This is a genomic window from Rhizobium sp. 862_C5_N1_2 (assembly GCF_051811205.1).
In the GTDB taxonomy this organism is placed as follows: domain Bacteria; phylum Pseudomonadota; class Alphaproteobacteria; order Rhizobiales; family Rhizobiaceae; genus Rhizobium; species Rhizobium leguminosarum.
The window spans coordinates 1953539-1980425 of the sequence record NZ_JBPWPT010000001.1 but is presented as its reverse complement, the minus strand read 5'-3'; the positions used below and the strand labels follow the sequence as shown (position 1 = coordinate 1980425).

Annotated in this window: 24 protein-coding genes and 2 pseudogenes; 18 read left to right on the top strand and 8 right to left on the bottom strand. The window is 60.2% G+C overall.

Translation table 11 applies throughout. The features are described 5' to 3' along the window. Window positions 1-56: 56 nt before the first annotated feature. Window positions 57-737, top strand: coding sequence for a dTMP kinase (gene tmk / locus ACD590_RS10020; RefSeq protein WP_018242067.1), 681 nt, complete (start codon window positions 57-59; stop codon window positions 735-737). An 8-nt stretch (window positions 738-745) separates the two neighbouring features. Continuing rightward, window positions 746-1771 (top strand): DNA polymerase III subunit delta', encoded by a 1026-nt coding sequence (locus tag ACD590_RS10015; protein ID WP_439002504.1) that lies wholly within the window; start codon window positions 746-748, stop codon window positions 1769-1771. A 39-nt stretch (window positions 1772-1810) separates the two neighbouring features. On the opposite strand, the gene ACD590_RS10010 is transcribed toward ACD590_RS10015, so the two are convergent. Continuing rightward, the gene (locus ACD590_RS10010; protein WP_018242065.1) at window positions 1811-2599 is read right to left on the bottom strand and encodes a sulfite exporter TauE/SafE family protein; all 789 of its coding nucleotides are present in this window, start codon (window positions 2597-2599) and stop codon (window positions 1811-1813) included. Between the two features lie 234 nt (window positions 2600-2833). Here ACD590_RS10010 and metG point away from each other — a divergent pair, with 234 nt between their 5' ends. The 3 genes from metG to ACD590_RS09995 are packed head-to-tail and all read left to right on the top strand — an operon-like array spanning window position 2834 to window position 6000. Beyond that, window positions 2834-4384, top strand: a complete 1551-nt coding sequence (gene metG, locus ACD590_RS10005; RefSeq protein ID WP_439002503.1) for a methionine--tRNA ligase — start codon at window positions 2834-2836, stop codon at window positions 4382-4384. Between the two features lie 4 nt (window positions 4385-4388). Continuing rightward, the gene (locus tag ACD590_RS10000) at window positions 4389-5171 is read left to right on the top strand and encodes a TatD family hydrolase (protein WP_018242063.1); all 783 of its coding nucleotides are present in this window, start codon (window positions 4389-4391) and stop codon (window positions 5169-5171) included. Window positions 5172-5175: 4 nt separating this feature from the next. Next, the gene (locus tag ACD590_RS09995) at window positions 5176-6000 is read left to right on the top strand and encodes an MBL fold metallo-hydrolase (RefSeq protein WP_018242062.1); all 825 of its coding nucleotides are present in this window, start codon (window positions 5176-5178) and stop codon (window positions 5998-6000) included. A 36-nt stretch (window positions 6001-6036) separates the two neighbouring features. Here ACD590_RS09995 and ACD590_RS09990 read toward each other — a convergent pair whose 3' ends face one another. Continuing rightward, the gene (locus ACD590_RS09990) at window positions 6037-6645 is read right to left on the bottom strand and encodes a TerC family protein (RefSeq protein WP_018445305.1); all 609 of its coding nucleotides are present in this window, start codon (window positions 6643-6645) and stop codon (window positions 6037-6039) included. Window positions 6646-6916: 271 nt separating this feature from the next. Here ACD590_RS09990 and ACD590_RS09985 point away from each other — a divergent pair, with 271 nt between their 5' ends. Both ACD590_RS09985 and ACD590_RS09980 read left to right on the top strand, forming a co-directional pair. Then, window positions 6917-7579: a hypothetical protein gene (locus tag ACD590_RS09985; protein WP_439003525.1), complete on the top strand. Its 663-nt coding sequence runs from the start codon at window positions 6917-6919 to the stop codon at window positions 7577-7579. A gap of 66 nt (window positions 7580-7645) precedes the next feature. Continuing rightward, window positions 7646-8023 (top strand): hypothetical protein, encoded by a 378-nt coding sequence (locus tag ACD590_RS09980; RefSeq protein ID WP_018242059.1) that lies wholly within the window; start codon window positions 7646-7648, stop codon window positions 8021-8023. Window positions 8024-8102: 79 nt separating this feature from the next. Here ACD590_RS09980 and ACD590_RS09975 read toward each other — a convergent pair whose 3' ends face one another. Next, a complete protein-coding gene (locus ACD590_RS09975) occupies window positions 8103-9365 on the bottom strand; it encodes an MgtC/SapB family protein (protein WP_112903125.1) in 1263 nt (420 codons plus the stop codon). Between the two features lie 288 nt (window positions 9366-9653). Here ACD590_RS09975 and ACD590_RS09970 point away from each other — a divergent pair, with 288 nt between their 5' ends. Next, window positions 9654-10475: a universal stress protein gene (locus ACD590_RS09970; protein WP_018242056.1), complete on the top strand. Its 822-nt coding sequence runs from the start codon at window positions 9654-9656 to the stop codon at window positions 10473-10475. A gap of 148 nt (window positions 10476-10623) precedes the next feature. Here the strand turns inward: ACD590_RS09970 and ACD590_RS09965 are convergent, their stop codons facing one another. Then, complete coding sequence (locus tag ACD590_RS09965) at window positions 10624-11148, bottom strand: PAS domain-containing protein (protein ID WP_018242055.1); 525 nt, start codon at window positions 11146-11148, stop codon at window positions 10624-10626. A gap of 367 nt (window positions 11149-11515) precedes the next feature. Between ACD590_RS09965 and ACD590_RS09960 the strand changes: the two genes are divergently transcribed. The 5 genes from ACD590_RS09960 (at window position 11516) to ACD590_RS09940 (ending at window position 15788) form a co-directional block, all read left to right on the top strand. After that, the gene (locus ACD590_RS09960) at window positions 11516-12295 is read left to right on the top strand and encodes a LamB/YcsF family protein (protein ID WP_130652412.1); all 780 of its coding nucleotides are present in this window, start codon (window positions 11516-11518) and stop codon (window positions 12293-12295) included. Window positions 12296-12400: 105 nt separating this feature from the next. Then, on the top strand, window positions 12401-13108 hold the full coding sequence (locus ACD590_RS09955; protein WP_026188393.1) for a 5-oxoprolinase subunit B family protein: 708 nt from the start codon (window positions 12401-12403) through the stop codon (window positions 13106-13108). Further along, a complete protein-coding gene (locus ACD590_RS09950) occupies window positions 13096-14067 on the top strand; it encodes a biotin-dependent carboxyltransferase family protein (protein ID WP_130652411.1) in 972 nt (323 codons plus the stop codon). Before ACD590_RS09955 ends, ACD590_RS09950 begins: the two co-directional genes overlap by 13 nt. Before the next feature lie 96 nt (window positions 14068-14163). Beyond that, entirely contained in the window at window positions 14164-14853 is a 690-nt protein-coding gene (locus tag ACD590_RS09945) for a DUF599 domain-containing protein (protein WP_112903117.1), read from the top strand. Window positions 14854-14906: 53 nt separating this feature from the next. Further along, window positions 14907-15788, top strand: a complete 882-nt coding sequence (locus ACD590_RS09940) for a LysR family transcriptional regulator (protein WP_130652410.1) — start codon at window positions 14907-14909, stop codon at window positions 15786-15788. Window positions 15789-15807: 19 nt separating this feature from the next. On the opposite strand, the gene ACD590_RS09935 is transcribed toward ACD590_RS09940, so the two are convergent. Continuing rightward, window positions 15808-16761, bottom strand: a complete 954-nt coding sequence (locus ACD590_RS09935) for an alpha/beta fold hydrolase (RefSeq protein ID WP_130652409.1) — start codon at window positions 16759-16761, stop codon at window positions 15808-15810. A gap of 302 nt (window positions 16762-17063) precedes the next feature. Between ACD590_RS09935 and ACD590_RS09930 the strand changes: the two are divergent. From ACD590_RS09930 to ACD590_RS09910, 5 genes and pseudogenes are all read left to right on the top strand, one after another. Next, window positions 17064-17508: pseudogene (locus ACD590_RS09930) on the top strand (VOC family protein). Window positions 17509-17592: 84 nt separating this feature from the next. Beyond that, window positions 17593-18903 carry an epoxide hydrolase family protein gene (locus tag ACD590_RS09925; protein ID WP_130652408.1) on the top strand — a complete coding sequence of 437 codons (1311 nt, stop codon included), beginning with the start codon at window positions 17593-17595 and terminating at the stop codon, window positions 18901-18903. A gap of 139 nt (window positions 18904-19042) precedes the next feature. Continuing rightward, window positions 19043-21193, top strand: coding sequence for a mechanosensitive ion channel domain-containing protein (locus ACD590_RS09920; RefSeq protein ID WP_130652407.1), 2151 nt, complete (start codon window positions 19043-19045; stop codon window positions 21191-21193). Window positions 21194-21564: 371 nt separating this feature from the next. Next, on the top strand, window positions 21565-22566 hold the full coding sequence (locus ACD590_RS09915) for an IS30 family transposase (RefSeq protein ID WP_115156408.1): 1002 nt from the start codon (window positions 21565-21567) through the stop codon (window positions 22564-22566). A 117-nt stretch (window positions 22567-22683) separates the two neighbouring features. Continuing rightward, a pseudogene (locus ACD590_RS09910) lies at window positions 22684-22923 on the top strand (helix-turn-helix domain-containing protein); the annotation flags it as partial. Between the two features lie 71 nt (window positions 22924-22994). On the opposite strand, the gene ACD590_RS09905 reads toward ACD590_RS09910, so the two are convergent. The 3 genes from ACD590_RS09905 to ACD590_RS09895 all read right to left on the bottom strand — a co-directional run bounded on the left by ACD590_RS09905 (window position 22995) and on the right by ACD590_RS09895 (window position 26649). After that, the gene (locus ACD590_RS09905; protein ID WP_028731901.1) at window positions 22995-24020 is read right to left on the bottom strand and encodes an ABC transporter permease; all 1026 of its coding nucleotides are present in this window, start codon (window positions 24018-24020) and stop codon (window positions 22995-22997) included. A gap of 42 nt (window positions 24021-24062) precedes the next feature. Further along, window positions 24063-25604 carry a sugar ABC transporter ATP-binding protein gene (locus ACD590_RS09900; RefSeq protein WP_026188391.1) on the bottom strand — a complete coding sequence of 514 codons (1542 nt, stop codon included), beginning with the start codon at window positions 25602-25604 and terminating at the stop codon, window positions 24063-24065. A gap of 82 nt (window positions 25605-25686) precedes the next feature. Then, window positions 25687-26649 carry a sugar-binding protein gene (locus ACD590_RS09895; protein WP_018242042.1) on the bottom strand — a complete coding sequence of 321 codons (963 nt, stop codon included), beginning with the start codon at window positions 26647-26649 and terminating at the stop codon, window positions 25687-25689. Window positions 26650-26887 lie beyond the last annotated feature (238 nt).

The window sequence follows — 26887 nt, the reverse complement described above, 5'->3', positions numbered from 1 at the left end:
TCGGATAGATAGAAGGAGCAGGGCGCGTGCGGCGCCTGGAATGCGGGAAGTTGTCATTGTCATCCGGTACGGGATTGTTCGTTACGTTTGAAGGCGGGGAAGGTGCTGGGAAATCCACGCAGATCCGCCGCCTCGCCGAGGCGCTGAAGGGCGAAGGTCACGACGTGCTGGTGACGCGCGAACCAGGCGGATCGCCGGGCGCCGAAGCGGTGCGCCATGTGCTGTTGTCGGGGGCTGCCGAAGCCTTCGGCACGCGAATGGAGGCGATCCTCTTTGCCGCGGCCCGCAACGACCATGTCGAAGAGGTGATCCGGCCGGCCCTTGCATCAGGCAAGGTCGTGCTCTGCGACCGCTTCATGGATTCCTCCCGGGTCTACCAGGGCGTCACCGGCAATCTCGAGCCCGATTTCATCGAGACGCTGCAGCGCATCGCCATCAACGGTGTCATGCCGGATTGCACCGTGATTCTCGACATCCCCGCCAAGGTCGGGCTGGAGCGGGCGCAAAAGCGTGCTGCGGCCGATGCTCCCGATCGCTTCGAGAAGGAGCGGCTGGAAACGCACGAGAAACGGCGCGAGGCCTTTCTCGATATCGCCGCCCGCGAGCCGGAGCGCTGCCACGTGGTCAACGCCATGCAGGCGGAAGAGACGATCGGCGCCGAGATCCTGGCGATCGTCAAACAGCTGCTATCGCCCGCAGGCCGTGCCCGAATGCCGGAAGCCGCACATCATGAGTGAGGCCCAGTATGAGTGAGGAAAGGCCCGGACTGCTCGACGGCGCCATCTGGCCGGGAGAAAATACCAGGCTGTTCGGCCATAAGGATGCGGAAGCCTTCCTCGCGCAGTCCTACCGGTCCGGCAAGGGCCACCACGCCATCCTGATCGAGGGGCCGGAAGGCATCGGCAAGGCGACGCTCGCCTTCCGCTTCGCCAATCACGTGCTCTCGCATCCCGATCCCGAGACAGCGCCGGAGACGATCGGCGATCCGGATCCTGCCTCTCCCGTCAGCCGGCAGATCGCGTCGGGCGCCTCGCACAATCTCCTGCACCTTGCCCGGCCGGTGGACGAAAAGACAGGCAAGGTGAAATCAGCGATAACAGTCGACGAGGTGCGCCGCGCCGGCAAATTCTTCTCGCAGACCTCCGGTACCGGCAACTGGCGGATCGTCATTATCGATCCGGCCGACGACATGAACCGCAATGCGGCCAACGCCATCCTGAAGATCCTGGAAGAACCGCCGAAGCGGGCGCTTTTCCTGGTGCTCTCGCATGCGCCGGGACGGCTGCTACCGACGATCCGCTCGCGCTGCCTGCCGCTGAAGCTGGCGCCGCTCGCCGACGATGAACTCGTCGCGGCCCTTGCCCATCTCGGCATATCAGGCGAAGGCGGGGCGGTGCTTTCGGCCGCCAAGGGCAGCGTCGGTGAGGCGCTGAAACTCTTGAACTACGGCGGCGGCGAGATCGTCGCCGCCTATGACGAGATGCTATCCGCCGAGGGACCGACAGCACGCAAGGCAATGCATCGGCTGGCCGACGCGCTTTCGGGGAGGGAAAGCGACACGATTTTCGATTTCTTCGTCAGCCACGTCGGCGACGACATCATGAACCGGGCTCGCGTGGCAGCGGGCGAAGGGCAGATCACTGCTGCGGAGCGGCTGGCGCGGCTCTATTCCGAGATCACCGAACGGCTCACCGTTTCCGATGCCTACAACCTCGACCGCAAGCAGACGATCATCAGCATTCTCGCCGATATCAAGCAGCCAGGCCTCTAAAGCGCGTCACCGCTGATACTTTTCGGCACCATGCTCTGATCAGCCGGTCAACAGCTTCAATGCGACGACAGCAAGCGTGGCGGCAAGGACGATGCGGATGGTGCGTTCGTGCAGCTTCGGCGCCAGAAGGCTTCCAATGATGATGCCGGGGATAGAGCCGATCAGCAGGGCAAGCAGCATCGGCCAGTCAATCTCGCCGATCAGCCAATAGCCCGTGCCGCCGATCAAGGTCAGCGGTACCGCATGGACGATATCGGAACCGACGATCTCGCGCACATCGAGCCGGGGATAGAGGACCAGCAGGATCGTCACACCCAGCGCGCCGGCCCCGACCGAGGTCAAGGTGACGAGTACGCCGAGAACGAACCCGAGAATGACAGTGAGGGCGAGGATGGTCGTCGGCTTTGGCGGCGTTCGATCACCGATGGCGCGGCGCGCCAATTCGAGGATCGGGCCACGGAAGACCAGCATGATCGCGGTCATGACGAGAAGCCAGCCGAGCGCGGTAGTGATGGTATTGGTCACGCCGATGCTTTTGCGATCGACGCCTGCCAGCAGCCACAGCATCAGCAGGGCGGCCGGCAGGCTGCCGGCTGCGAGGCTGCCGACGATCTTCCAGTTGACCCGCCCATGCATGCCGTGAACGGCTGTGCCCGCCGTCTTGGTGATCGCCGCATAGAGAAGATCGGTGCCGACGGCAGTGGCCGGATGAACGCCGAAGAGCAACACCAGCAGGGGCGTCATCAGCGAACCGCCGCCAACGCCGGTGATACCGACGAGGGCGCCGACACACAGACCGGAAAGCGAATAGAGCGGCTCGAATGTCAAACAAGCGCCCCTGGCTGCGCGGGGCCGCGACAAATCCGGTAGATGAAAACTGGCACTTCGTTCTTGTCCCGCCCTCTTTCCCAAGACGGGTAGATTGGGCGAGAAGCCGAGTCAAGTTCACCACGCCAGCGTCTGGGAAATCATCGACAGCTGGAAAGTTGAGGTTTCGCTCGGCGGTGACATGCGCTAAGAGCGGCTGACCATTTTTATAGAGTTAGCCGGACATTGGCCGCCATGACAGACAAGATACCCTTCTACATCACCACCGCGATTTCCTACCCTAACGGTAAGCCGCATATCGGCCATGCCTACGAGCTGATCGCGACCGATGCAATGGCGCGTTATCAGCGCCTGGATGGCAAGGATGTCTTCTTCCTGACTGGCACCGACGAACACGGCCAGAAGATGCAGCAGACGGCGCGCGCCGAGGGCATCACCGCACAGGCGCTCGCCGACCGCAACTCCGGCGAATTCCAGGCGATGGCGACGCTGCTCAACGCCTCGAATGATGATTTCATCCGCACCACGCAGGAGCGTCATCACGAGACTTCGCGGAACATCTGGAAGCTGATTGCCGACAATGGCGACATCTACAAGGACAGCTATGCCGGCTGGTATTCGGTGCGCGACGAGGCCTATTACCAGGAAAACGAGACGGAGCTGCGCGCTGACGGCGTACGCTACGGGCCGCAGGGCACGCCTGTCGAGTGGGTGGAAGAGGCAAGCTATTTCTTCAAGCTCTCCGAATACCAGGAAAAGCTGCTTGCGCATTACGAGGCAAACCCCGACTTCATCGGTCCGGCCGAGCGCCGCAACGAGGTGATCTCCTTCGTCAAGTCGGGCCTCAAGGACCTCTCGGTCTCGCGCACGACCTTCGACTGGGGCATCAAGGTGCCGAACGATCCGGCCCACGTCATGTATGTCTGGGTCGACGCACTGACCAACTACATCACCGCAACAGGCTATATCGAGGACAGGAACGGCCCGCGGGCGAAATACTGGCCGGCCGACGTGCACATCATCGGCAAGGACATCATTCGCTTCCACGCCGTCTACTGGCCAGCCTTCCTGATGTCGGCGAAGCTGCCGCTGCCGAAGCGGGTCTTTGCCCACGGCTTTCTGCTCAACAAGGGCGAGAAGATGTCGAAGTCGCTCGGCAACGTCGTCGATCCGGTCAATCTGGTGAACCATTTCGGCCTCGACCAGGTGCGCTACTTCTTCCTGCGCGAAGTGTCATTCGGCCAGGACGGCAGCTATAGCGAAGAGGCAATCGGAACCCGCATCAACTCCGACCTCGCCAACGGCATCGGCAATCTCGCCAGCCGCTCGCTGTCGATGATCGTCAAGAATTGCGACGGCAAGATCCCGGAATGCGGGGTACTCAGCGACGAAGACAAGGCGATGCTGGCACAGGTCGACGCGCTGCATGCCTCGACCCGCGAAGATATGGGCAAGCAGCAGATCCATCGGGCGCTCGCCTCGATCATTTCGGTCGTCTCCGAGACCGACCGTTATTTCGCCGGCCAGGCGCCGTGGGCACTGAAGAAGACCGATCCGGAGCGGATGGGCACGGTGCTCTACGTGACCGCCGAAGTCGTGCGCCAGATTGCCATCCTGCTGCAGCCCTTCATGCCGGAATCATCCGGCAAGCTGCTCGATCTTGTCGCAGCACCTGCAGACAAGCGCGATTTTGCTGCCCTCGGCGAAGCTGGCCGTCTGGTTGCCGGAACGGCGCTCGAAGCGCCGACGCCGGTCTTCCCGCGCTACGTGGCTCCGGAGGCTTGAGGCCGTGTTGATCGACACGCATTGCCATCTTGATTTCGCCGACTTCGAGGCGGAGCGGGACGAGATCGTCGCGCGCGCCCATTCGGCCGGTGTTGCGCAGATGGTGACGATCTCGACGCGGGTGCGCAAGCTCGAGACGCTGCTTGCCATCACCGAGAAATATCCCTCGGTGTTCTGCTCGGTCGGCACGCATCCGAACAATGCCGACGAAGAGCTGGATATCCAGACGGAAGAGCTGGTGCGTCTCGCCAATGCCCATGAGAAGGTGGTGGCGATCGGCGAGGCCGGTCTCGATTATTTCTACGACACGCAGAAGCCTGAGGATCAGCAGACCGGCTTTCGTCGGCATATTGCGGCGGCGCGCGAGACCCGGCTGCCGCTCGTCATCCACAGCCGCAGCGCCGACGAGGACATGGCTGACATACTGACAGAGGAAAGCGGGAAGGGGGCCTTCCCCTTTATTCTCCACTGCTTCTCCGCCGGCCCGGAGCTTGCCAAGACCGGTGTCGCACTCGGCGGCTATATTTCCTTCTCGGGCATCCTGACCTTCCCGAAGTCGGAAGAGCTGCGCGAGATCGCCAGGACGATCCCGCATGAGCGGCTGCTTGTGGAAACAGACGCGCCCTATCTCGCGCCGAAGCGCTGGCGCGGCAAGCGCAACGAGCCGTCCTACGTCGTCAACACGGCAGAGGTGCTCGCCGATACGATCGGCCTGTCCTACGAAGAGGTCGCGCGGATCACGACGGAGAACGCTTTCCGGCTGTTCTCGAAGATGCCGAGGATCTAGCGGCGTGCTCTACCGGCGGCGTTTCACCATTCTCGGCTGTTCGTCGTCACCGGGCGTGCCGCGCATCACCGGCGACTGGGGCGCCTGCAATCCCGACAATCCGAAGAACCGGCGCACGCGCGCAGCCTTCATGGTGCAGCAATTCGCACCGGATGGTGGGGTGACCACCGTCGTCATCGACACCGGGCCGGATTTCCGCGAGCAGATGATCAGGGCAGGGGCCGACCATGTCGACGCCGTACTCTACAGCCATCCGCATGCCGATCATATTCACGGCATCGATGATCTGCGCGGCTATTTTCACAATACCCGCCGCCGGGTCCCGATCTTTGCCGACCAATTTACGATGGACAGGTTGCGGGAAGCCTTCGGCTATTGCCTGGAAACGCCGCCGGGCAGCAATTATCCGCCGATCGTGCTGCCGATTGTCATCGAAAATCTCGACGAACCTCTGGAAATCCGCGGCCCCGGAGGCACGATCGCTTTCCATCCGCATATCCAGCAGCACGGCGACATCCACTCGCTCGGCTTCCGCATCGGCGATGTGGCTTATTGCAGCGATATCAGCGACTTCCCGCCGCAGACAGTCGAGAAGCTTCAAAATCTCGACATGCTGATCATCGACGCGCTGCAATATACCTACCATCCGAGCCATCTGTCGCTGGAACAATCGCTCGACTGGATAGGCCGGCTGAAGCCGAAACAGGCGATCCTCACGCATATGCACACGCCGCTCGACTACGACGTGGTGATGGCTGAGACACCGGACCATGTGGTGCCGGCGTATGACCAGATGAGCTTCGAGACCGAGGTCAGGATCGAGACCTGAGCCGCGTTACCGCATGCCCGGTCCCTGCATGCAGGGTCACTGCATGTAGGGCAGAACCTCGACGGCGCCGCGGTGGATCATGTCGAGCGAGACATAGAGGATGATCAGCAGACCGACATAGGCGATCCAGCGATGGTTGGTGAGCAACCGGGCGATCAGGTTTGCGGCAATACCCATCAGCGCGATCGACAGGCCGAGACCGATGACCAGCACGCTCGGATGTTCGCGCGCCGCACCGGCAACTGCCAGAACGTTGTCGAGCGACATCGAAACGTCGGCGATGACGATCTGGGTCGCCGCCTGGAAGAAGGTCTTTTTCGGCGCGCCTACGGCACCTGCGGCTTCGTGGTTCTCGCCATGGCCGGCGCGAAGCTCACGCCACATCTTCCAGCAGACCCAGAGCAGCAGCAAGCCGCCTGCCAGCAGCAGGCCGACGATTGCCAGCAGATAGACTGCGACGCTGGCAAAGAGAATACGCAGAACGGTCGCGGCCAGAATGCCGACGATGATCGCCTTGCGGCGTTGCGTGGCCTCGAGGCCGGCAGCGGCAAGACCGATAACCACGGCGTTGTCGCCGGCGAGAACGAGGTCGATAGCGATGACCTGCAGCAAAGCCGTCAGACCGGCTGCCGTAAACATGTCCATATGAATTATCCCCAATGCGTCAAAGCCGTGCTAGCGTCTCGACGGTTTGACGTCAACCGCTGAGGGATTTCGCGAGCGGCGCAATTTGCAACTTTGCGTATCTGATGGCAGGCGGCAACGTTATGGAACCGCGAGCGACATGCTAAGCATCGTCATTCCCATTGCCATTCCCTTGGAACATTCAACTCAGCCGCCGGTTCTTCAAGTCAGGACACCAGACTTCGCCAAACTTCGGATTGGCGACTGGGCCAGACATCGAGAGGAGAGTCCCATGGGCAGCATTTACAACGATACCAACCCGGCTTTTTCAGGACCGACAGGCGGGAGCAGCCTTACTGCATTCTTCGACAGCCGATCGGAGGCCGAATCCGCCGTCTCCCGTCTTGAAGATGCGGGCGTGCCGGTTGCGAGAATAAGGCTGATGCCTGGATATGAGGCGGATGGAAAAAATGCCGGCGCGATGAGCGACCGCAGCGGCTTCTTCGACGCGCTGGCAGACTTCTTTTTCCCCGACGAGGATCGTGCGGTCTACGCAGAAGGGCTGCGGCGAGGCGGCTTCCTCGTCCAGGTCAACGATATCGATGACGCGCTTTATGAGACCGTCCACGATATTCTGGACGACGAGGGCAGCATCGACATGGATGAGCGGGCAGATCTCTGGTCGTTGGAGGACAGACAGCAAGGCGCATCCAATACCGGCTTTGCCGGCCAACCCTCTGGCGGCAAATCGTCGGAAGATCTCGCTGTGTCCGAGAGCGCGTTCGACGATGCGCGCCCGGTTGCAATGCGCGACACCACGCATGGAAGCGCCAAGGTGCGTGCCTATACCTTGCCCAACCCCGACACCCCGTCATCGGACGAAACCAATCGCCAATCGCAGACCCAATCGCAAGGCGGATCTCACCAGAGCCAGGGTTTCCGGCGCGACCACTGATATTATGAGGCCCGGCCGCAATGCCGGGCCTTATTGCCTCTCGCTCACCTATTCGAGGATACGTCCATGCAATCATCCATCAACCGCCACGGCCTTCCGCCAGATCCCGACGAACTGATCGCGGAAGGCGATCCGCCCTTTGCCGATGCCGCTGAGCAAACCGCGCGTGAAAAGGCCGACGAGAGCCTGAACGCTCTGCAGCATGAGGTCAGGCTGCTGAATGCCCGCATAGGCATGCTGCGCGAGGATGCGGAAGCGGCGCTGAAAGCCAAGGCCACATCGGTCGATGCAAGCGCCCATGTCCAGCTCGGCGACTATCCCTGGCTGAAACTTGCCGCGGCGATCGGCGCAACCTTCATTGCGGCCAGACTGGTTCGACGTCTTCCGCTCGGCGTGCTGCTTGCGGGATTTGCCGGTCATCTTTCTGAGGCGAGACCGCGGTGACGATCGTTGATGGTGTCCCCAGGCACCGACTGGTTGGACGAACGTCATTGGAGCCGGTGATCGAAATGCGAACAAGCGCTCATGTCAAAACCAAGCCGGCAATTCCGGCCAAGGTCGCGACACCACCTGCGATCGCAAAACGAACCGCATAGGCGATGCTCCCCATACTTGCTGCAAGAACGGCTTTCGCCAGAAGATTGGCGAAAGCGGCGACCGCGATGGCTCGAGCGGCCGCATCTGCAGGCACCTGGATGGATGACAGTTTCGCAACGGCTAGCGTTATCGCATCGAGGTCGCCCAGTCCTGTGATGAATGAAAGGGCGATCAGCGACTGAGTTCCAAAGACGATCAAGGTCATTCGCGTCAGGACTGTCACGACGGCGAGAACGAGTGCGAAGCGCAGCACGACCATCACCTCGAGCGGGTTTCGGGGTGAAAAATCGGTGCTGTCATCCGGGCGTTGCAGCAATGCGGCGAAGCCGCCTGCTATGGCGAGGGTGGCAGCAGCCGGAGCGAGTAATGGAGCAAGCTCCCTGAAAACAGCTGGTGCAATGACGCCGCAAATCAAAAGCACGCGGGCGAGAGAAACGGCTCCCGCCAGCATTGCTCCCGCAGAGAGGAGTGGCGAGAGGGCAGGCATCTCTTTCGACTGACGGGCGAAGGAAAGCGTCAAGGCCGTCGAGGAAACGATGCCACCGCTGGTCCCGGTCAGCAGTATTCCGGCGCGGGCGCCGCTCAGCCTGATGAGGATATAACCGGCAAAGGAAACGGCTCCCACCAGGATTGTCATCATCCAAAGCTCGAAAGGATTGATTGTCTGCCAAGGATCAATCGGTTCGTTGGGAAGGATAGGGAGGATGACGATGGTCATCGTCAGCAGGATCAGAGCGGCCCTGAGTTCAAGCCAGGTCAATCGGCGAAGAAATCCATGCAACGGCTCCCGCGCTGCAAGAAGGGCCGTTATTGCCACAGCGCTTGCGGCCGTTACCGTCATATCCGCCACGACCGCACCAAAGCCGAGCGCAAAGACCGCCAGGGCGGCGATGGTGCCGGTGGCGCTGTAATCCTCTTCTTGTGCCGCCTGCATGCGGCTGAAGAGGAGTACCGTGATGCAAAAGAATATAAAGATAGCTGTCGGCAGAATCGGCCCTGTCACCGGCTGCAGGAAACCGCAGAAGCCGCCGAGGAAACTTGACAGGCCATAGGTGCGGATACCGGCAACTCTTTTGCCTGGCGCAGCCTCACGATCCTGCCAGCCGCGCTCAATGCCGACAAGAATGCCGATTGCAAGCGCCAGACTGAGGCGCTGGAATGCTTCTGTCGTCACCAATGATGTCATCATCCGATGGGTCCAGGTGCGCCGGCCGATTCATCGAAGGCAGCTGCGCCGTATATGCCATTGCTGTTCATCCACAAGCTGCTCTGCGAAGTGCTGATATTCAATCGTGCATCGCACTTCATCGCTTAGCATAGATCTTTGCCGTTTCGCCCAACGAATTCCGCTTCCTTCCGGTTGAGGACGTTCATTATCACGCTCGCGCTTTCGCGGTTTCGCGACCTTGATCTTCGTCAAAGCGCGAGAGACCCCCCATATGTAATGATACCTGCAAGCATTCGGAGGACTTCAGCCATGAAAGCGCAATTCCATTTACCGCTGGCCACCTATCCAGACGCAAGCTCCTTCTCGCTTCTTCAGAATGCTGTCGATTTTTGCCTTCACCAAAAGGCCGGTTTGACGGCAAGTATACCGCTGGTCAGGATCGAACCCGTTCAGCCGCGATTTCCATCACTCCTTGACGTCGCCAACATGCGTGCGGAGGCGGAGCGCTTGAGTAAAGACAATGGAACCGTTCTCGGGCAGACGCTCCGTGATTATGCGAAAAAAGCCGAGGTCGAGGTCGAGATCCAGCCATTAGATGTGAGGCAGCCGTTTGTCGCACAAACGCTTGCCGAGCTGTCGCGCGCATATGATCTTTCTATTTTGGAAGCATCTGAGCTGATGAAGCCGCTGATCGAGAGCGTGCTGTTTGAAAGCGGTAGACCGCTCCTGCTTTTTCCCCCGGATAATTTCTCCGGCCGGATCGATGCTGTTGCCGTCGCCTGGGATGGAGGAGCCACTGTCGCGCGGACACTGGCGGGTGCCAGGTTCTTGCTGGAACGGGTTTCGCGTATCGTCCTGATTTCCATCACCGATGATAAGCAGATTGACGAGGGCGGCCGAGATCACCTTGCGACGGCGCTCCGCAAGGCTGGTCTTGCCGTCGATGTCGCCGCCGTGCAAGCGAAGGGAGACTCGCCAGCTAACGTCATTCAAGGCGCAGCCCTGGAACGCAAGGCAGATTTGCTCGTCGCCGGCGCATACGGCCATTCGAGGCTACGCGAGTTCATCTTGGGAGGGGTTACACGGTCCCTGTTGACCCGCCTCGAAATGCCCACTGTCCTTTGCCACTGACTGCGGTGCGCGCGGCGCGTTGCTGATGACCGAAACATCGATCACTGCCCGGAGAAGAGCGTCCTCTGCGGGTGTCAAGTATCAAAGGCTCGCACAGACCATCGCAATCGCCAAAAATCTGATGCGACAACTAGCACTTGGGAAGGAATCAATGAACCTGCGCGACGTCTGAAGGCATCGGCTTGGCAAGCTCTTTGAGAATCGCTTCAAGCGCATCGGCCGTCGCCTGCAGGCCGGATGACCGCGCGATTTTCAGTGCCGCACTGCAGTGAGCAGACAATTCGTCCTGCTGGACGTGATCATTCGTCGGAAATACGATGCCCGCATATTGCGACGGGTTTCCGTCTTCATCCCTGAAGCAGCGACCTAAGGCAGCCACGGCTACTATTTGCCCGCTTCGATCAAACACCCGATAGTCACAGCGATACGGATTTCCTGTGATCACCGATTCGGAAATCGCCTTGGCCACAGATGGCTTGTCGTCAGGGTGAATTCGGTCGAGGTATCGTATGACCGGCAGCCCTGTGAGGGTCTGTTCCGGATCAAGCCCAAAGAGGTTTGCCAGCGCCGAATCCGCATAAACCTTGTCGGTCGCCAACTCCCAGGTGAAAATCCCAGGCTCTTCGGCATCCGAAAATTCGGACGCTCCGAAAGCTCTGTCGACAAGGTTCATTCCGCATCCCCAGTCTGCGCGCCAATGCTGCCGGTCGATCACGTCACCCCGGCTCTTTAGAAAATACGACGTGCTCGACCATTTCGCCGCCGATCTTACTGCATAATTCCTCAAATCGGAATCGATTTAAGGAGTCCTCGCTTGGCAGGAACCTACGCTTGATGGGTTCGATCTGTGCCGAATGAATGGTAAGCTTGCCACCGAAGCTCTGCGCGAAAGGCGGCCCGAGACCGCCACACAAGCTCGCCACGCGCAGCCAGCAGCGTCGTTTTCTTGACGCGTACGGCGAAGGTGTGCTCCACCTCGGCTTCGACGTTCCAGAATGCGACGAAGCTGACAAGGCCGGCGCGAAGGGTTGAGGGAAATCATGACGAAAATCGATCTCAATTCTGATCTGGGGGAGGCCTTTGGACCTTGGCGCATGGGCGACGACAAGGCGATCCTTGACGTCGTCACCAGTGCCAACATCGCATGTGGCGGCCATGCCGGAGATCCGGCGACCATGGTGGAGACGCTGGCGCTCGCAAGCCAACGGGGCGTCGTCGCCGGAGCTCATCCGGGCTTTGCAGATCGCGAGGGCTTCGGACGACGCCTGATCCCCTTGAGCGTCCGGGAAGTGGAGCAGCTTGTGGCGACGCAGACAGGGGCGCTGATGGGCGCTGCGGCTCTGGCGGGCGCCCGCATCCGTTACATCAAACCGCACGGCGCACTCGCCAATTGGGCGGCCGACGAACGGCCGGTCGCTGACGCGATCATCCGCGCAACCCGAGCGGTCTCGCCGGAACTTGCCGTACTGGCGATCTCCGGGACGGAACTGGAACATGCGGCCCGCGATGCTGGCATGACCGTCTTCAGCGAGATTTTTGCCGACCGCGGCTACCTCTCCACGGGTCGGCTCGTTCCGCGCAGCTTGCCGGGAGCAATGATCGATGATCCCGCGCAGGCAGCTTCGAGATTGATCGAGTACCTGTCCAGCGGCCTCATGCCGACGGTCGACGGCGTTCCGATCCCTCTCGATGCGCACTCGATCTGCGTTCACGGGGACAGCCCAGGAGCGCTCGCCATGGCCGTCCACGTGCGAAGGGAATTGCAAAAGGCAGGCATCGAGGTGGCACCATTCCTCCAACCGACACAGGAAAACAGGTGATGGCCAAAGGCTATCTTATCGCCCGGGTTACCGAGCCGGATGCCTACGGGACCTGCGCGCGAGCCGCGGATGCGGATTTCATTCTGATCGAAGGCGCCGACTGACGTGTCACAGACCCCGTTCGCAGCGTCCGGCACCGGTCCGAACTACCGTCCGGTGGGCGGCCACGCGGTGCTCGTCGAATTCGGCGCGACCATCGATAAACGGATCCACGATCGGGTCGTCAAGTTGGATGCCGCCTTGAAGGCGGCACCCTTTCAAGGATTCGTCGAAGCTGTACCGGCCTATGCCAGCATTCTCGTATGCTTCGATCCGCTCGTGGCCGATCACCGCACGACGGAGGCGGCCATTGCCGAGCGTCTGGGAGCTGAGGTTCCAGCGACGATTGGAGCGATGCGCGAAGTCGAAGTCTGCTACGATCCTGATCTTGCGCCCGACCTTGCCGCCGTCGCCGAGGCAAGCGGATTATCGCCGGAAGACGTTATATCCGCCCATCTCTCGGGCGACTACAGCGTCTTCTTGTACGGCTTCGCTCCGGGATATGCATATCTTGCAGGCGTGCCCGAAGCCATTCAACAGCCGAGGAAGCCGGCGCCCATTCGCGGCATAGCTGCCGGAAGCGTGCTGATCGCGGGGCCGCAGTGCCTGGTGAGCACGCTCACCATGCCGACCGGCTGGTGGATCATCGGCCGCTCGCCGACGAAGATCCTCGACGCCGCGTCCGACGACCGTCCGTTCCTTTTCGACGTCGGCGACGCGGTGCGTTTCCGCCGCATATCGAGAGCCGAATTCGACGCGAGGTGCCCCGAATGAGCGAAGCCGTCCTTGCAATCGACTTCGCGGGTCCTCACGTCGCGGTCCAGGACGGAGGACGTCACGGATTGATGCGGTATGGCGTTCCGGCCTCCGGTCCGATGGACAGGACCTCGTTTGCAGCCGCCAACGCCGCCGTCGGCAATCCTGCTGGTCAGCCAGCAATCGAAGTCTCCATGGGCGGCCTGGTTCTCGACTGCCTGTCGGGAGAGGTTACATTCGCCGTCGCGGGAGGAGGCTTCATCATAGAGCATGCCGGCGACAAGCGCGGCGCGTGGATGGTCGCCACCTTGAAGGCCGGGGAACGGCTGGCAATCCGTCCGGGACACTGGGGAAGCTGGACCTATCTGGCCTTCGCCGGTCATATCGAGGCGAAGACCTGGCTGGGCAGCATGTCGACTCACAGTCTCTCCGGCCTCGGCGGCGGGCGCCTTGCAGCCGGTCAAACGCTCACTCTCGCCGATCCGGAAGTGCGAAATGATCGAAATGGTCCGATCACATGTCCGGTCATCGCAAGACCGCGATCCGAGCTGCGTGTGGTGGTTGGTCCACAGGATAGGTTCTTCTCGAAAGAAACCTTGTCGAATTTCCTATCGTCGCCCTTCCGCCTGAGCGACGCCTATGATCGCATGGGAGTACGCCTCCAAGGTCCGTCGCTTGCGCCAAGCGTCGCGTTGGACATGCCATCGGAAGCGATCGTCCGGGGCTCGGTGCAGGTGGCCGGAGATGGCGTCGCCACCATTCTGCTGGCCGATCACCAGACGACCGGAGGCTATCCCAAGATCGCAACGGTGGTGGATTCGGATCTGGACGCTTTCGTCCAGCTCCGCCCACGCGACCATGTCGGTTTCCTGGCCGTGACACCCCAACAGGCGGTCGAGCACATTCGACTTCGGGCTGCGACGATGTCCCGTTACCTCGCGGCAGTCCGCGACGGACCATGCAACGCCATTATATAGGCGTGTCGATCTGAAGGGCAGGGCGGCGATAGACGCTTGGAGCTGCCGTTAGCTCGAAGTAGTGTTCAGAAAATCCAGATTCAGTTCGGGGGCACCATGGATTTTCTGAATGTCGCGGCGATCGTTTTCTTCATTCTCGTCTGGGTGGCGGTCGAGCCTTTGATGGCAGCAGGGTGGCCGAGGAGGAACGATAGCCTTTCCGTTGATATGGTGCGCGTTCGCGCGGCCTGGATGCGGGAGGTCCTGACGCGAGACAACAACTTCATCGGCGACGCCGCGATCCTGGGACACACGATCAATTCAGCATCCTTCTTCGGATCCGCCAATCTCATCGTCATCGTTGGGCTCAGCGGCGCGCTATTCATGGAGCCGAACTATGGATCGGGTGGCCTGATTGCGATGTTTGCGGCTCAGGACCCGGCATGGTTTTTCCAGTGCAAGGTCCTCCTGATCATGGCCACACTGCTGCGGGGACTATCCGATTTCATCTGGGCGGTCCGGCAGATCAACTACTGCCTGGCGGCGATCGGGGCGAGCCCATCCCGCGATGAAGACCGGGACATCGCCAGCTGGACGAACGCCCTGACCCTGGTTTTGAACCCTGCTCTTCGATCCTTCAGCGTTGGTGTCCGGTCCTACTACTTCACCGTCGCAGCCGCCTTCTGGTTTATCGGGCCAATCCCTTTCGTTGTGGCGACCATCCTCAGCGTCGGCGTGTTGATTTGGCGTCAATCCTGGTCGGATGCTGCAAAAGGGATCATGGCCATACGGAAGCTGCTTGACTAGAGCCAAGCCTTAAGCTGGGCTGAACTGAAGCGATATCTTACTGGCGGTGTCCGATGGATCGTCTAGAAGCGATGCGCATATTACTGGCCGTCGTCGACGCCGGAAGCATCTCTGCCGGCAGCAGGAAGCTGAACGCGCCCTTACCCAGCGTCAGTCGCAAGGTGGCGGACCTTGAACGACATCTTGGGGCGAACCTGATCGTCCGCACCAGCCGCAATCTTCAGCTCACCGATGCGGGGCGCGACTATGTCGACGCCGCCCGAAAGATCATGACGGATTTGGAGGAGGCCGAACGAAGGGCGTCCGGGGAATACCAGACTCCCAGAGGCGTGCTGACGATCACGATGCCGATCGAATACGGGAGCCGCTACGTGCTGCCCGTTGCGCTGAGCTTCATGGACAAATATCCCGAGGTATCGCTGAACCTGCTGTCGCTCGACCGCACGGTCGATCTCGTGTCCGAGCAGGTGGATATCGCGATCCGTCTTGGTAACCTCGCCGACAGCTCGCTCCATGCCGCCAAGGTCGGGGAATTCCGCCTGATGACTTGCGCGAGCCCTGCCTATCTCGAGCGGCATGGCATGCCGGAGCGTCCCGGCGATCTCATCGATCGCGACGGGATCATCTTCAACAAGCGGACATTCTTCTGGACCTTCGACGTCGACGGCACGCCGATTGAGGCGGTGCCCCGCAACCGGCTGGAGGTGAATACCGCGGCGAACTGTGTTGCGGCGGCCGTCGGCGGGGCGGGGATCGCGCGGCTGTTCGATTATCAGGTTCCCGACGAGCTGGCGTCTGGCACGCTCGTTCCCATCCTCCGCAATTTCGACGGCGCGCCGCAGCCTATTCATATCGTCTACGCCCGCCAGGGGCTTCTCGCCTTGAAGGTACGGGCTTTCGTCGACTGGGCATTGCCTCACTTGCGCGCTATCTGAAAACGAAAATAATCAAACATTATCTGAATGATGTGTTGATCTCTTCAACCGTTTGTTTCGAGTTCTGAAGATGCGGAAAGTGGCCGATACCTGACAGGATATCGACTCTTGCACCGATCTTGCCGGCGAACTCGATGCCCATCTCCCTTGCAATGTAGATGTCCTTCTCGCCCCAGATCACCTTCACGGGCGTCTTCAGGCGGGAGAGGTTGGCCTCGAGATAATGCTGATCGCCGGTGAAATTCGCGTAGTAGTGGGCGAAGGCATCCGCTGAAGTCATCCCGTCAAGGCTCCACGAACGGGTCATGTCCCGCTGGACGTCAGCCGGCAGATCGAATTGTTCAGCGGGAGATAGGCCGCGCCTGTGCACGTTCTGGAGGATCTCGTCGCTCGTCTTGTTCATGTAGGCACGGGTCGGCGAGGCGGTCGGCTCGGCTTTAAGGTTCTGCAGGTTCTCCCACATGTAGTGCGGCCGGTCGAACGGCGCGAAGTCTCCGACGATGATCTGCCTGGCGATCATCGGCTCGTCGAGAGCAAGCAGCAGGACGGGGAGGGCACCGATGTCAGTGGCGTAGATCACGAGCTTCGACCGATCGATGCCTGCCCGTTCGATATAGGCCTTCAACACCTGGGCGTACGCCATCGGCGCATAGGAAAACCGTTCCGAAGCCGGGCGCGACGACTGCCCGTAGCCCGGCCAATCGAAGGCATGGACGTCGTAGTCGTGAGCAAGCGTTGTCGCGATGTCGTTCCACACCGTCAGCGTTTCCGGAAACCCATGCAGCAAAAGCACCGTGCCTTTTGGCGCGGGGGCGCGGACAATCATCCTCCTCAGCGTGAGGACCTCATCGATCTCGATGAAGTCGACGGCGTCTTGCGCGGCCTCTCTGGACGCGGAAGTGAAGGCTCCAGCCGCCTGGGAATAGAGAGTTGCTGCGGCCGATGCAGCATTTACGGTTTTGTCCTTAGACATAGGATGTCCTTTCTGAACGGCGGTCAGCCAAAGCCCAAAAGCCGGCTGTCGCCACAAATAATTGAGCACGGCGTCAACCCGCGGTAGCCGGAGAAAGTGAGAGGAACCCTCTCGACGGCGGCACGCCGAAACCCGGCAGCCCAAGGCTGACATCTGAACGAGAGGGTGCCTCTCACTTTGGCGAGGTGCCGGCCGGCCATCGACCCGCCCAAATATCCACCAGCCGCCGATTTGAGACAGCTCGTTGGCGTTTGCGTGCGGAAGGCAGAGCGTCGGCCGCGACAATATAAGGAAGAACTGATATGAACGACATTTCCCAAAGCAGACAAGTTGCGGCCGCCCCCGACAAGGTCCGCAGCCTCCCGGGGCCACGCCACTGTCGGCACGAATGATCTGGATGCCGCGTCGGTATTCTACGACAAGCTTCTGGCCGTGTTCGGGATCGGACGAGTCCTCGTCCAGCCCAACCGAGCCATCTACTACGGTCATCGCACGCTCGAATTCGGCATCATCAAGCCGTTCGATGGCCGCCCTGCCACCGTCGGCAACGGTGGAATGATTGCTTTCGAAGCTCCGTCCCGTTCAAAGGTCGACGAAGCCCATGCAACGGCATTGGCGGCGGGTGGCTCGGACGAAGGAGCGCCTGGCCCACGTGGCGAGAATGGCACGGGTCCTTACTGCGCATATTTTCGCGATCCGGAAGGCAACAAGTTTCTGATCTTTCGTTCCGGAGCTGACGAGACCTGACGTTTTCGGCATTGAAGCGGGGCAGGGCCATCGTTTCCCCTCCCGCCCCAGGAAGACCCTCGATGTCATGAAAGGACACGTGCCATGGCACTGCCGAACTCTTTGAAACACAGGGATATATCGCGACGCTCGCTGTTGTTGGGGGTTGCCGCGGCCGGCATATCCGCCGCTCTCCTTCCACGCACGTCCGCCGCTGCAGATGTCGTCGTCGCCGCATCCGGAGAGATCCGACCGTTCAAGGTTGAGGTCTCCGAGGCGGCGCTTACAGACCTCAGGCGGCGTCTCACCGAGACCCGCTGGCCCGACGGCGAAACCGTGATGGATCGTTCGCAGGGCGTCCAGCCGGACAGGCTGAAGGAACTGGTGCGTTACTGGCAGTCGTCCTATGACTGGCGGAAGGCAGAGAGCAGGCTGAACAGTTTTCCACAGTTTCTCACCAATATCGATGGACTGGACATTCATTTCATCCATGTCCGCTCCCGCCATGAAAACGCGCTGCCGCTGATCATGACCCACGGCTGGCCGGGTTCGGTCTTCGAACTGCTTGACGTCATCGGGCCGCTGACGGATCCGACGGCGCATGGCGGCAGGGCTGATGATGCCTTCCACCTGGTGATCCCGTCGATTCCAGGATTCGGTTTCTCCGGGAAACCACCAGCAACAGGTTGGAACCCCCAGCGGATAGCGGCTGCCTGGGACGTGCTGATGAAGCGGCTTGGCTATGACCGCTATGTCTCGCAAGGCGGCGACTGGGGCGCGATCATCAGCGACGCCCTGGGTCGCCAGGCGCCCGATGGGCTACTCGCGATCCACGTCAACAGGGTCGAGCGTGCGACGACTTTCCCAGCGGACGCAGCGCAGGCTCTTAAAAATGGAGGGCCGGCTCCCGATAGCCTGTCTCAGGATGAGAAGGTCGTCTTCGACGAGGCCCGGGACTTCCTCAACAACGGCTTCGGCTACGCAGCGATCATGAGCACACGGCCGGAGACGGTCGGCTACGGGATTGCGGATTCTCCAGTCGGCCTCGCCGCCTGGCTTTACGACAAGATCGCCGACTGGGTGTATACACGCGGCGATCCCGAACAGGTTCTTGGCAAGGATGCAATCCTCGACAACATCACACTGTATTGGCTGACGAACACCGGCCCTTCAAGTGGTCGGATCTATTGGGAAAACGTCATGTCGGGCGCCAAGCTCACGGCCGTCAAAGTACCGGTCGCCGTCACGGTGTTCCCCGGCGAGGTCTACAAGCCGCCAAGGCATTGGCTGTCGAAGGCTTATCCGAAGCTCATCTACTACAATCGCGCCTCCAAGGGCGGTCACTTTGCTGCCTGGGAGGAGCCGGAACTCTTCAGTCAGGAGATCAGGGAGGCCTTCAGAAGCTTGCGGTCTTAACGCCGCCTGGCCTTTGGTTCGCAGTCAGCGTCCCCGAGACCGGTTCGTCGATTGACGTTGGTCGTGCAACGCTTCACAAAGTCCGAAGTTTCGACCAATCCGGCAAAAGCGACGACACCATCGCGGGGACCACGGCCACATGCGCATCATCGACGACCGTCATCCCCTCCGCAGAGTGCGTGCATTCGTGGCGGTGGTATTTTCAACGCTTCTGCTGGCGAGCGCAAACCCCGCCTCGGCGGCTGAGCCGACCAATTCCTCGGCGCCGATCCGGGTTATTATCGAATTGCCGAATGATGATTCCGGACGAGCGCTGGTCGGCCGGATCGTTCCGGGCAATCAGGAACCGGCGCAGCCGGTGGCAGTCTCGCAAGAGGCGGCACCGACTTCGATTGCCACGTCACTACAGGATTTGCGCCAGAGGTTGCTGACACTCGTCGATGCCGTTCCGACCCTTCCCGGGCAGATCCAGTCGGCGATCCGGGTCTTCCAAACGGATGATCGTATCGAACCTGTCGGCCTGATCTTGGCGGTCATACTCTTCGTCGCAGGCGGGTTCGTTGCGCAGCGCCTTGCCTGGTGGTCAGGGCGAGGGCTGCTCCATTTTGTGCTGAACGCGCCTGCCGACACCGTTCGGCAACGGATCAAGCTCCACGCCGCCCGGCTTTCAATGGGTCTTCTCGCGTTGGTCGGTTACCTGATCGGAAGTCTCGGCGCGTTTATCCTCTTTCCATGGCCTGCCGTGTTTCGCGATATTGCGCTCATCCTGCTATCAGCCGCGCTCATGGTGCGCCTTGGCGTGCTTGTGGGCCGTATTGTCATCGCGCCAGGCGCCCGTCTGCCGCATATGCGGCTTCTGACGCTTGTCACCTCGCTTGCCTGGTTCTGGTACTACTGGCTCCTCGGAATCGTCGCAGTGCTGGCGGCTGGCTGGGCCACCATTGAAGTGATGGGGACGATCGGGGCTTCACCCATCTTGGCCGACCTCTTTACCGCAGCATGGCTTGGTGTCGTTTCAATCGCTTTTATCGTTATGATCTGGCTGCGGCACTTTCGTTCTGACGGGCCGCCCGTGAGCCGGCTGGTCTGTGTCGCCTTCAGCGCGAGCATCCTGCTATCGTGGCTGTTATGGGTATCCGGGCTCCGCGCTGCATTCTGGACGGTGATCATCATTACGCTTCTGCCGCTTACCGTTTCGGTGGCTCATGATATCATTCGTCGCATTATTCAATCCGGGGAGGGGCAGGCGGTCGAAGATCCGGCCATCGTCGGATGGTCCGTTGTCATCATGCAAACGCTGCGGAACGGTCTCATTGTGGTCGCCGCTCTCCTCATTGCCCGCGCGTGGAATGTCAATCTCAGTGACCTCGCCGCAGCCGAAACGGTGACCACGCGCTTGATCCGCGCCGGAATCCGCATCGTTATCGTGCTGCTGGTGACCGACGTTATCTGGAAGCTCGCAAGCACGCTGATCGACAGTCAGATGGCGGTGGCGTCGCGAAGCGTGCGGGAAGGGCATCAGGAAGGACCCGATGCACGCCGGCGTCAACGGTTGAATACCCTCCTGCCCATTCTTCGCAATGTACTGTTCCTGGCGATCGGAGCCGTCGGCTTCCTGATGATCCTGGATGCCGTCGGCATCCAGATCGGACCGTTGCTGGCAGGTGCTGGCGTCGTCGGCATAGCCGTCGGGTTCGGCGCCCAAACACTCGTCAAGGACATTATCTCCGGCGTCTTCTATCTGTTCGACGATGCTTTTCGCATCGGCGAATACATCCAGGCGGCAAAATATAAAGGAACGGTCGAAGGTTTCTCGCTGCGATCGATCCGCTTGCGCCACCATCGCGGTCCGGTCACCATCGTTCCCTTCGGCGAACTGGGCGCGGTGCAAAACCTCAGCCGCGACTGGGTCATCGACATCATTACGCTCACCCTGAACTATGATAGCGACCTTGAGGAGGTCCGCAAGACCATCAAGCGCATCGGCGTTGAGCTTCTGGAGGATGCCGAACTCGGTCCTAACATCATCGAGCCCTTGAAAATGCAAGGGATTGAGCAGATGGCGGACTACGGCGTGCAAATTCGGCTGAAATTCATGGCAAAACCCGGCGAACAGTTCGGCGTTCGCCGAAAGGCGCTCGCCATGCTCAAGAAGACATTCGCGGAAAAAGGTATCCAGTTTGCAACGCCGACGGTTCATGTTTCCGGCGGTCCCGCCGATGCCGCGGCTTCTGCTGCCGCAACGGAGCTGCAAAGACCATCGAAAGTCATCTCGACACTTGAGGAATAGCAACGGTGAGCGGACAGGCGAGCTTTCCGTCGAATACCGTCAAAGCAACTCTCTGACCCGGACGTTGCGGCCAAGCGCGTCGTCCGAGACACGGGTTTCGAAAGAGTTTGTCGGCTGGGATCAGTTGTTCCATGAGGGCACGTTCACCGATGAACTCGTCGATGTGCTGGATCGTCAAGACGCAAATTCGAGCAGGTCGATTTTAAAAGAGTGGGCCTTTGAGATGGATGACGAAGGTATGCCATTGTAATCAAATGGCATCCTTCTGTTCCATAATCTATCTTATGCGATCGATTGATGTAGCCGGGTACATTCTATTTCCAAGTGCGACATGCTTATAAAAACAATGGCTTCGCCTTGGAGATATATGCATGTCCCTTTGCTATTCGCAGCTCACCCTGCCTGATCGCAAGCGTCTTTTTCATCTTAGAGAACGCAAGGTTTCCGTCTCGGAGATTGCCCGCCAACTCGGTCGTCATCGTTCGACGATCTATCGCGAGCTTAAACGCAATACGTTCCAGGATCACGAATTTCCGGAATACAGCGGCTATTACAGCGGTATCGCCAACGACATGAGCAAGGAGCGCCGACGACGGCTGCGCAAACTCAGACGCCATCCGCATCTGCGCGATCTCGTCATCGACCGGCTGAAGGCGCATTGGTCACCTGAGCAGATCGCTGGCCGGCTTCTCGCCGATGGCGTCAGTCCTGTGCGCATTTGCCCGGAAACGATTTATCGTTTCATCTATTGCAAGGAAGATTATCCGCTCGGGCTGTATCAGCACCTGCCGGAACGACGGCGCAGGCGTCGGCGCCGCGGCGCACGCAAACCGCGCGACGGCTTAATCCCGCTCGACTACAGAATCTCCCAACGACCTGATTTTATTGATGATCGATCACAGTTCGGGCATTGGGAGGGCGATCTCCTGATCTTCCGGCGTGAACTCGGAGAGACCAACGTCACCTCTCTCGTCGAGCGCAAGAGCCGCTATACGGTGATGATCAAGAACCGCAGCCGTCACTCGCGACCGATCATGGACAAGATCATCCATGCCTTCTCACCATTGCCGTCTTTTGCACGCCGAAGCTTCACCTTTGATCGCGGCACGGAGTTCTCCGCTTTCAGGGCTTTGGAAGATGGGATCGGCGCCAGGAGCTGGTTCTGCGATCCCAATTCGCCTTGGCAGAAAGGCGCTGTCGAGAACACCAACAAGCGCATTCGACGCTTCATGCCTGGCGATACGGATCTGTCCAATGTCGCTCAGAAGCAACTTGTCGACCTCGCCCATCAGCTGAATTCGCTGCCAAGAAAGTGCTTGGGCTACAAAACACCGGCCGAGGTCTTCATGGCGCATTTGCGTGAATGCGGCTGATCCCCTACCCTTCAAACGCCCATGTTGCACTTGGTGTAGATTCTCCAGGGGTGGGTTCAAGTTTGAAGCGCGACTTGCGAAAGATGCCAATGGGTTATCGCTCGCAAGGAAAGCGCAATGAGACACACCTACTCCCATATCGACCTGGATGAACGCCGCAAGATCGCTCGCTGGCGGATGGCCGGCATCAGCGTCGAGATCATCGCTGAAAAACTTGGACGGCATCGCTCAACGATCTTTCGTGAGCTCAAGCGCAACATGTTCGTCGACAAGCTGATACCGGATCTCAACGGCTATTACTGCGTGACGGCCCATGACATGGCTTGTGAGCGTCGTGCCAAGTTGCGAAAGCTGGCTGAATGCTGCCCTCCTGAAACGGATTATTTCAACGGGGCAAGGTCACGATACTCATTGCCCCATCCACTGACCTAGTCCTGATTGGCAACCACCGGCAAACTGCTTTCGTTCGAAAGACGGGTATCGGTCTGCCGGGCGGCAGAGACAAGGCGGCGCTTTGCGCGGATCGCGTGCCATTGTTGGTCGATCAGAACGCCGATGAGGATCACGCCACCCATGACAGCGAAATTCAACGACGAAGGGATACCAAGTAGATTCACGAGATTCTGCAACTCTTGGAGCAGGACCGTCCCCAGCACGACGCCGACGATCGATCCCTCGCCGCCGCGGAGCGAAAAGCCGCCTAGTACGGCAGCGGCAATCGCGTAGAGTTCGTAGAACTGGCCATGGCTCGCCGGCGAGATCGAGCGTGTGTACATGGCGAAATAAATTGCCGAAAGCGCCGTTAGCAGCCCGCAGATGACATAGGCCGACATGACCATGCGGCCGGTACGGATACCAGAATAGCGGGCCGCCTCCTCGTTCTTGCCGATTGCGTAAAGATAACGCCCGAAGACAGAGCGATGCAGCATGACCCACATGACCACGGCAATGATGACGAGTGCGATGAAAGTGTTGGGAACGCCGTAAAACCGCCCAGCGGTGAGGAATTCGAGGTCTGGGAAATTCTGGCCGAAAGCAAAGCCCGCCGTTCCGTCGGCCGTATAGAAGCGCGCTGCCCCACGATAAATCAGGAGGCCGCAGAGGGTGACGACGAAGGGCTGCAGGTTGAGCCGGGTGATCAGCCAGCCGTGGACGGCGCCTATGACCGCGCCAAGCACGAGAATGAGCGGCAGCGCCAGCATCCAGGACATATCCTGGACCGCGATGAAATCGACGAACAGCACGCCGAGAAGCGCGACGAGCGAGCCCACGGAAAGCTCGATACCGCCGGTAATGATGACAAAGGCTTGGCCAATCGACAGGATGCCGAACAGGCCGATCAGGTTGGCGGTGTTGGCCAGGTTGATCGGTAGCAGGAAGCGCGGATTGATGATGGCGACGACGATGCCGACGACGACGATCAAAAGCAGCAGTCCGAGATCTTTTTTGATCATTCGAGATCCATCCCCGATACTTATTTATATTGGCCGCAGCCACTATTTTACCCGTTTGCCGACAGCAAGCAAAAGGACGCTTTCCTGGCTGATTTCGTCCTCTTCCAATATGCCGGCGATCTGGCCCTCGTGCATGACGGCGATGCGGTCAGAAACGCCGATCACCTCTTCCATGTCGCTGGAGATCATCAGGATCGCCACTCCGGCATCGGCAAGCGCTCGCATCAGGCCGTAGATCTCGTTCTTCGCGCCGATATCGATGCCGCGCGTCGGCTCGTCGAAGATCATCACCCTCGGGCTCATCGACAACCATTTGGCAAGCACTACCTTCTGCTGGTTGCCACCGGATAGAGTGCCGGTTCGCGTCGAAACGGAGGGCGCCTTGATACCGAGGCGAACGCGCTGTTTTTCGGCCGCCGCCTTCTCCTGCTCAGCGGAGAGCATGAAACGGCTGGAGAGCTTGGGGAGATCGGCAAGGGTTATGTTCTGGGCGATCGGGAAATCAAGAAGAATGCCGTTGCGCTTGCGATCCTCCGGCACCAGGAAAATGCCCCGAGCGACGGCGTCCCGGGCAGACCCGATCGCAATTTGCCGCCCGTCCTGAAGAATGGCTCCGCCGTAGCTCCGGTCGATGCCGAAGAGTACTTTTGCAAGCTCGGTGCGGCCCGACCCAACGAGCCCTGCAAGCCCCATGATTTCTCCATACTGGATTTCCAGATCAACGGGACGCCCGGGATAGGCCTCGGTGCGCACGCCGCTTGCCTTCAGCGCCACCGAGCCGGGCGAGCGCTGCGGTTTTGCGGTCCGGGCCGCAAGCACCCGGCCGATCATCAGCTTGACCATCTGGTCGTGGCCGATGTCTTTCTTGGCGAGCGTGCCGACGAGCGTGCCGTCGCGCAGGACTACGACGCGGTCTGCGACGCGCTCAACCTCGTGGAGGCGATGCGAGATGAAAATTACGCTGATGCCATCCGCTTTCAGCGATTTGATAATGCTCAGAAGCCGCTCGGTCTCGGCCAGCGGCAGGCTGGACGTGGGTTCGTCGAAGATGACGAGCCTGGCGTTGATGGACAGCGCCTTGGCGATTTCCACCATCTGCTGCTCGGCAAGGGAAAGCGATGCCACGGGTGTATCGGCGGAAAAATGAGCCCCTACCCGCTTCAAGAGCGGCTTCACCATGTCTCGCAGTCGATCGCGATCGACGAGCTTGAAAGGTCCCGCCTTCAGCGGTTCGCGGCCCAGGAAGATATTGGCGGCAACGTCGAGATTCTCAAAGAGATTGAGTTCTTGGTGCACGAAGGCAATGCCGGATGCGATGCTCGATTCTACAGTGAGGAAACGAAGCTCCGTGCCGTCGAGCAGGATCGTGCCTCGGTCGGGGGCGATCACGCCGCCGAGAATCTTCATCAGCGTCGATTTTCCAGCCCCGTTCTCGCCGACGAGGCCGATGACCTCTCCTGGCATGATGTCGATCGACAGGCCCTCAAGCGCAACGACGCCCGGATAGGTCTTGCCAACGCCGGAAAGCGACAGGAATGGCGTTGCAAGCGCGTCCGGTGACGGGATGTCGGAGCTGTGGTTCATCGCCTGTCCATGGCTGCCAATGGCTGTGTCGGCATGAGACGTCTTTCGCGGCAGCGGCAAGTGCCACCGCCGCGAAGGAGGATTATTTTCCAGACATGGCCTTCAGGCTGGCGGCATACTTGTCGACGTCATCCTTGCCGATGATCACCGTCGGGATGATGATCAAGCCGTTGCTGGGAACGCCTGATTTGTCGCCCTTGAGGTAGGCCGCCATCAGCTTCATGCCCTGATAGGCCCACTCGAACGGCTGCTGCACGACGGTCGCTGCGATCGTGCCTTCCTTGACGCCGCCGAGCGTGATCGGATCGTCATCGAAGCCGACGACGGTGATCTGGCCGAGTTTGCCGGCGTCGCGCAGCGCCTCATAGATGCGCGGCGTATTGTAGGAGTAGAAGCCGACCATGCAGGTGACGTCGGGGCTGGCCACCAGCGCGTCCTCGACGTTCTTCTTTGCGCGCGTCTGGTCGATATCGTCGCCGCGTACATCTGTCAGCTCGATCTTCGTGCCCTTCAAGCCGTCCTTCATGCCCTGGATGCGTTCTTTGGCATTGTCGGCGCCGAGCAGGCCGACGAAGCCGATGCACTTGCCGCCGTCCGGCATCGCCTTCTTGGCGATTTCGGCCGCTTGCAAGCCGGCGTCGATATTGGACGAGCCGATATAGGCAACGCGGTTGGTCTGCGGCGCGTCACTATCGGTCGTGAAGAGAGCAGTCTGCGAGCCGATCTTGTTCAAGCCATCCGTCTGGGTCTTGGGATCGACCGCGGAGACCATGACCCCCTTGACGCCGGCACTGACCAAGTCTTCCATAAGTCGTTGCTGAACGGCGACAGATGCCTGCTCAGGGTACTTCAGCTCCATCTGGTAGTCAGGCATCTCGCCCTGCGCCTTCTTCACGCCCGCTTCTGCGGCTTTCCAGAAGTCGGATGCGCCGTTGACGACGAATGCAAGTGTCGGTTTGTCGGCAGCATGCGATACGGCAATCGGCGCCGCGCTCAGCATCAACCCGGCGAAGAACAAGGCTGCATTGCGTTTCAGCTGTTTCATAGTACACCTCCCGAGGGGCCGCAGTTGCACGGGCCCGTTTCCGATTTACGGCCGGCCGGATGCGCGCCCCCTCCTAGGGCTGTCGCCAAGCGACGAGTGGCATAGGTTCCGATCGCTCCCTGACGGTATACAAGAAATTTAATTAGTAAATAGTATTATCAATGCAGATCAAAACATTTCATCACGCAGTGGCCAGGATGGCTATTTTGTACTGGCAATGGCCAATAACTGATAGTGT

Excerpts from the sequence above, each read along its gene's own strand:
- ACD590_RS10015 (WP_439002504.1), top strand. The coding sequence starts at position 746 with ATGAGTGAGGAAAGGCCCGGACTGCTCGACGGCGCCATCTGGCCGGGA.
- metG (WP_439002503.1), top strand. The coding sequence starts at position 2,834 with ATGACAGACAAGATACCCTTCTACATCACCACCGCGATTTCCTACCCT.
- ACD590_RS09990 (WP_018445305.1), bottom strand. The coding sequence starts at position 6,645 with ATGGACATGTTTACGGCAGCCGGTCTGACGGCTTTGCTGCAGGTCATC.
- ACD590_RS09985 (WP_439003525.1), top strand. The coding sequence starts at position 6,917 with ATGGGCAGCATTTACAACGATACCAACCCGGCTTTTTCAGGACCGACA.
- ACD590_RS09980 (WP_018242059.1), top strand. The coding sequence starts at position 7,646 with ATGCAATCATCCATCAACCGCCACGGCCTTCCGCCAGATCCCGACGAA.
- ACD590_RS09975 (WP_112903125.1), bottom strand. The coding sequence starts at position 9,365 with ATGATGACATCATTGGTGACGACAGAAGCATTCCAGCGCCTCAGTCTG.
- ACD590_RS09970 (WP_018242056.1), top strand. The coding sequence starts at position 9,654 with ATGAAAGCGCAATTCCATTTACCGCTGGCCACCTATCCAGACGCAAGC.
- ACD590_RS09965 (WP_018242055.1), bottom strand. The coding sequence starts at position 11,148 with ATGAACCTTGTCGACAGAGCTTTCGGAGCGTCCGAATTTTCGGATGCC.
- ACD590_RS09960 (WP_130652412.1), top strand. The coding sequence starts at position 11,516 with ATGACGAAAATCGATCTCAATTCTGATCTGGGGGAGGCCTTTGGACCT.
- ACD590_RS09945 (WP_112903117.1), top strand. The coding sequence starts at position 14,164 with ATGGATTTTCTGAATGTCGCGGCGATCGTTTTCTTCATTCTCGTCTGG.
- ACD590_RS09940 (WP_130652410.1), top strand. The coding sequence starts at position 14,907 with ATGGATCGTCTAGAAGCGATGCGCATATTACTGGCCGTCGTCGACGCC.
- ACD590_RS09935 (WP_130652409.1), bottom strand. The coding sequence starts at position 16,761 with ATGTCTAAGGACAAAACCGTAAATGCTGCATCGGCCGCAGCAACTCTC.
- ACD590_RS09925 (WP_130652408.1), top strand. The coding sequence starts at position 17,593 with ATGGCACTGCCGAACTCTTTGAAACACAGGGATATATCGCGACGCTCG.
- ACD590_RS09920 (WP_130652407.1), top strand. The coding sequence starts at position 19,043 with ATGCGCATCATCGACGACCGTCATCCCCTCCGCAGAGTGCGTGCATTC.
- ACD590_RS09915 (WP_115156408.1), top strand. The coding sequence starts at position 21,565 with ATGTCCCTTTGCTATTCGCAGCTCACCCTGCCTGATCGCAAGCGTCTT.
- ACD590_RS09905 (WP_028731901.1), bottom strand. The coding sequence starts at position 24,020 with ATGATCAAAAAAGATCTCGGACTGCTGCTTTTGATCGTCGTCGTCGGC.
- ACD590_RS09900 (WP_026188391.1), bottom strand. The coding sequence starts at position 25,604 with ATGAACCACAGCTCCGACATCCCGTCACCGGACGCGCTTGCAACGCCA.
- ACD590_RS09895 (WP_018242042.1), bottom strand. The coding sequence starts at position 26,649 with ATGAAACAGCTGAAACGCAATGCAGCCTTGTTCTTCGCCGGGTTGATG.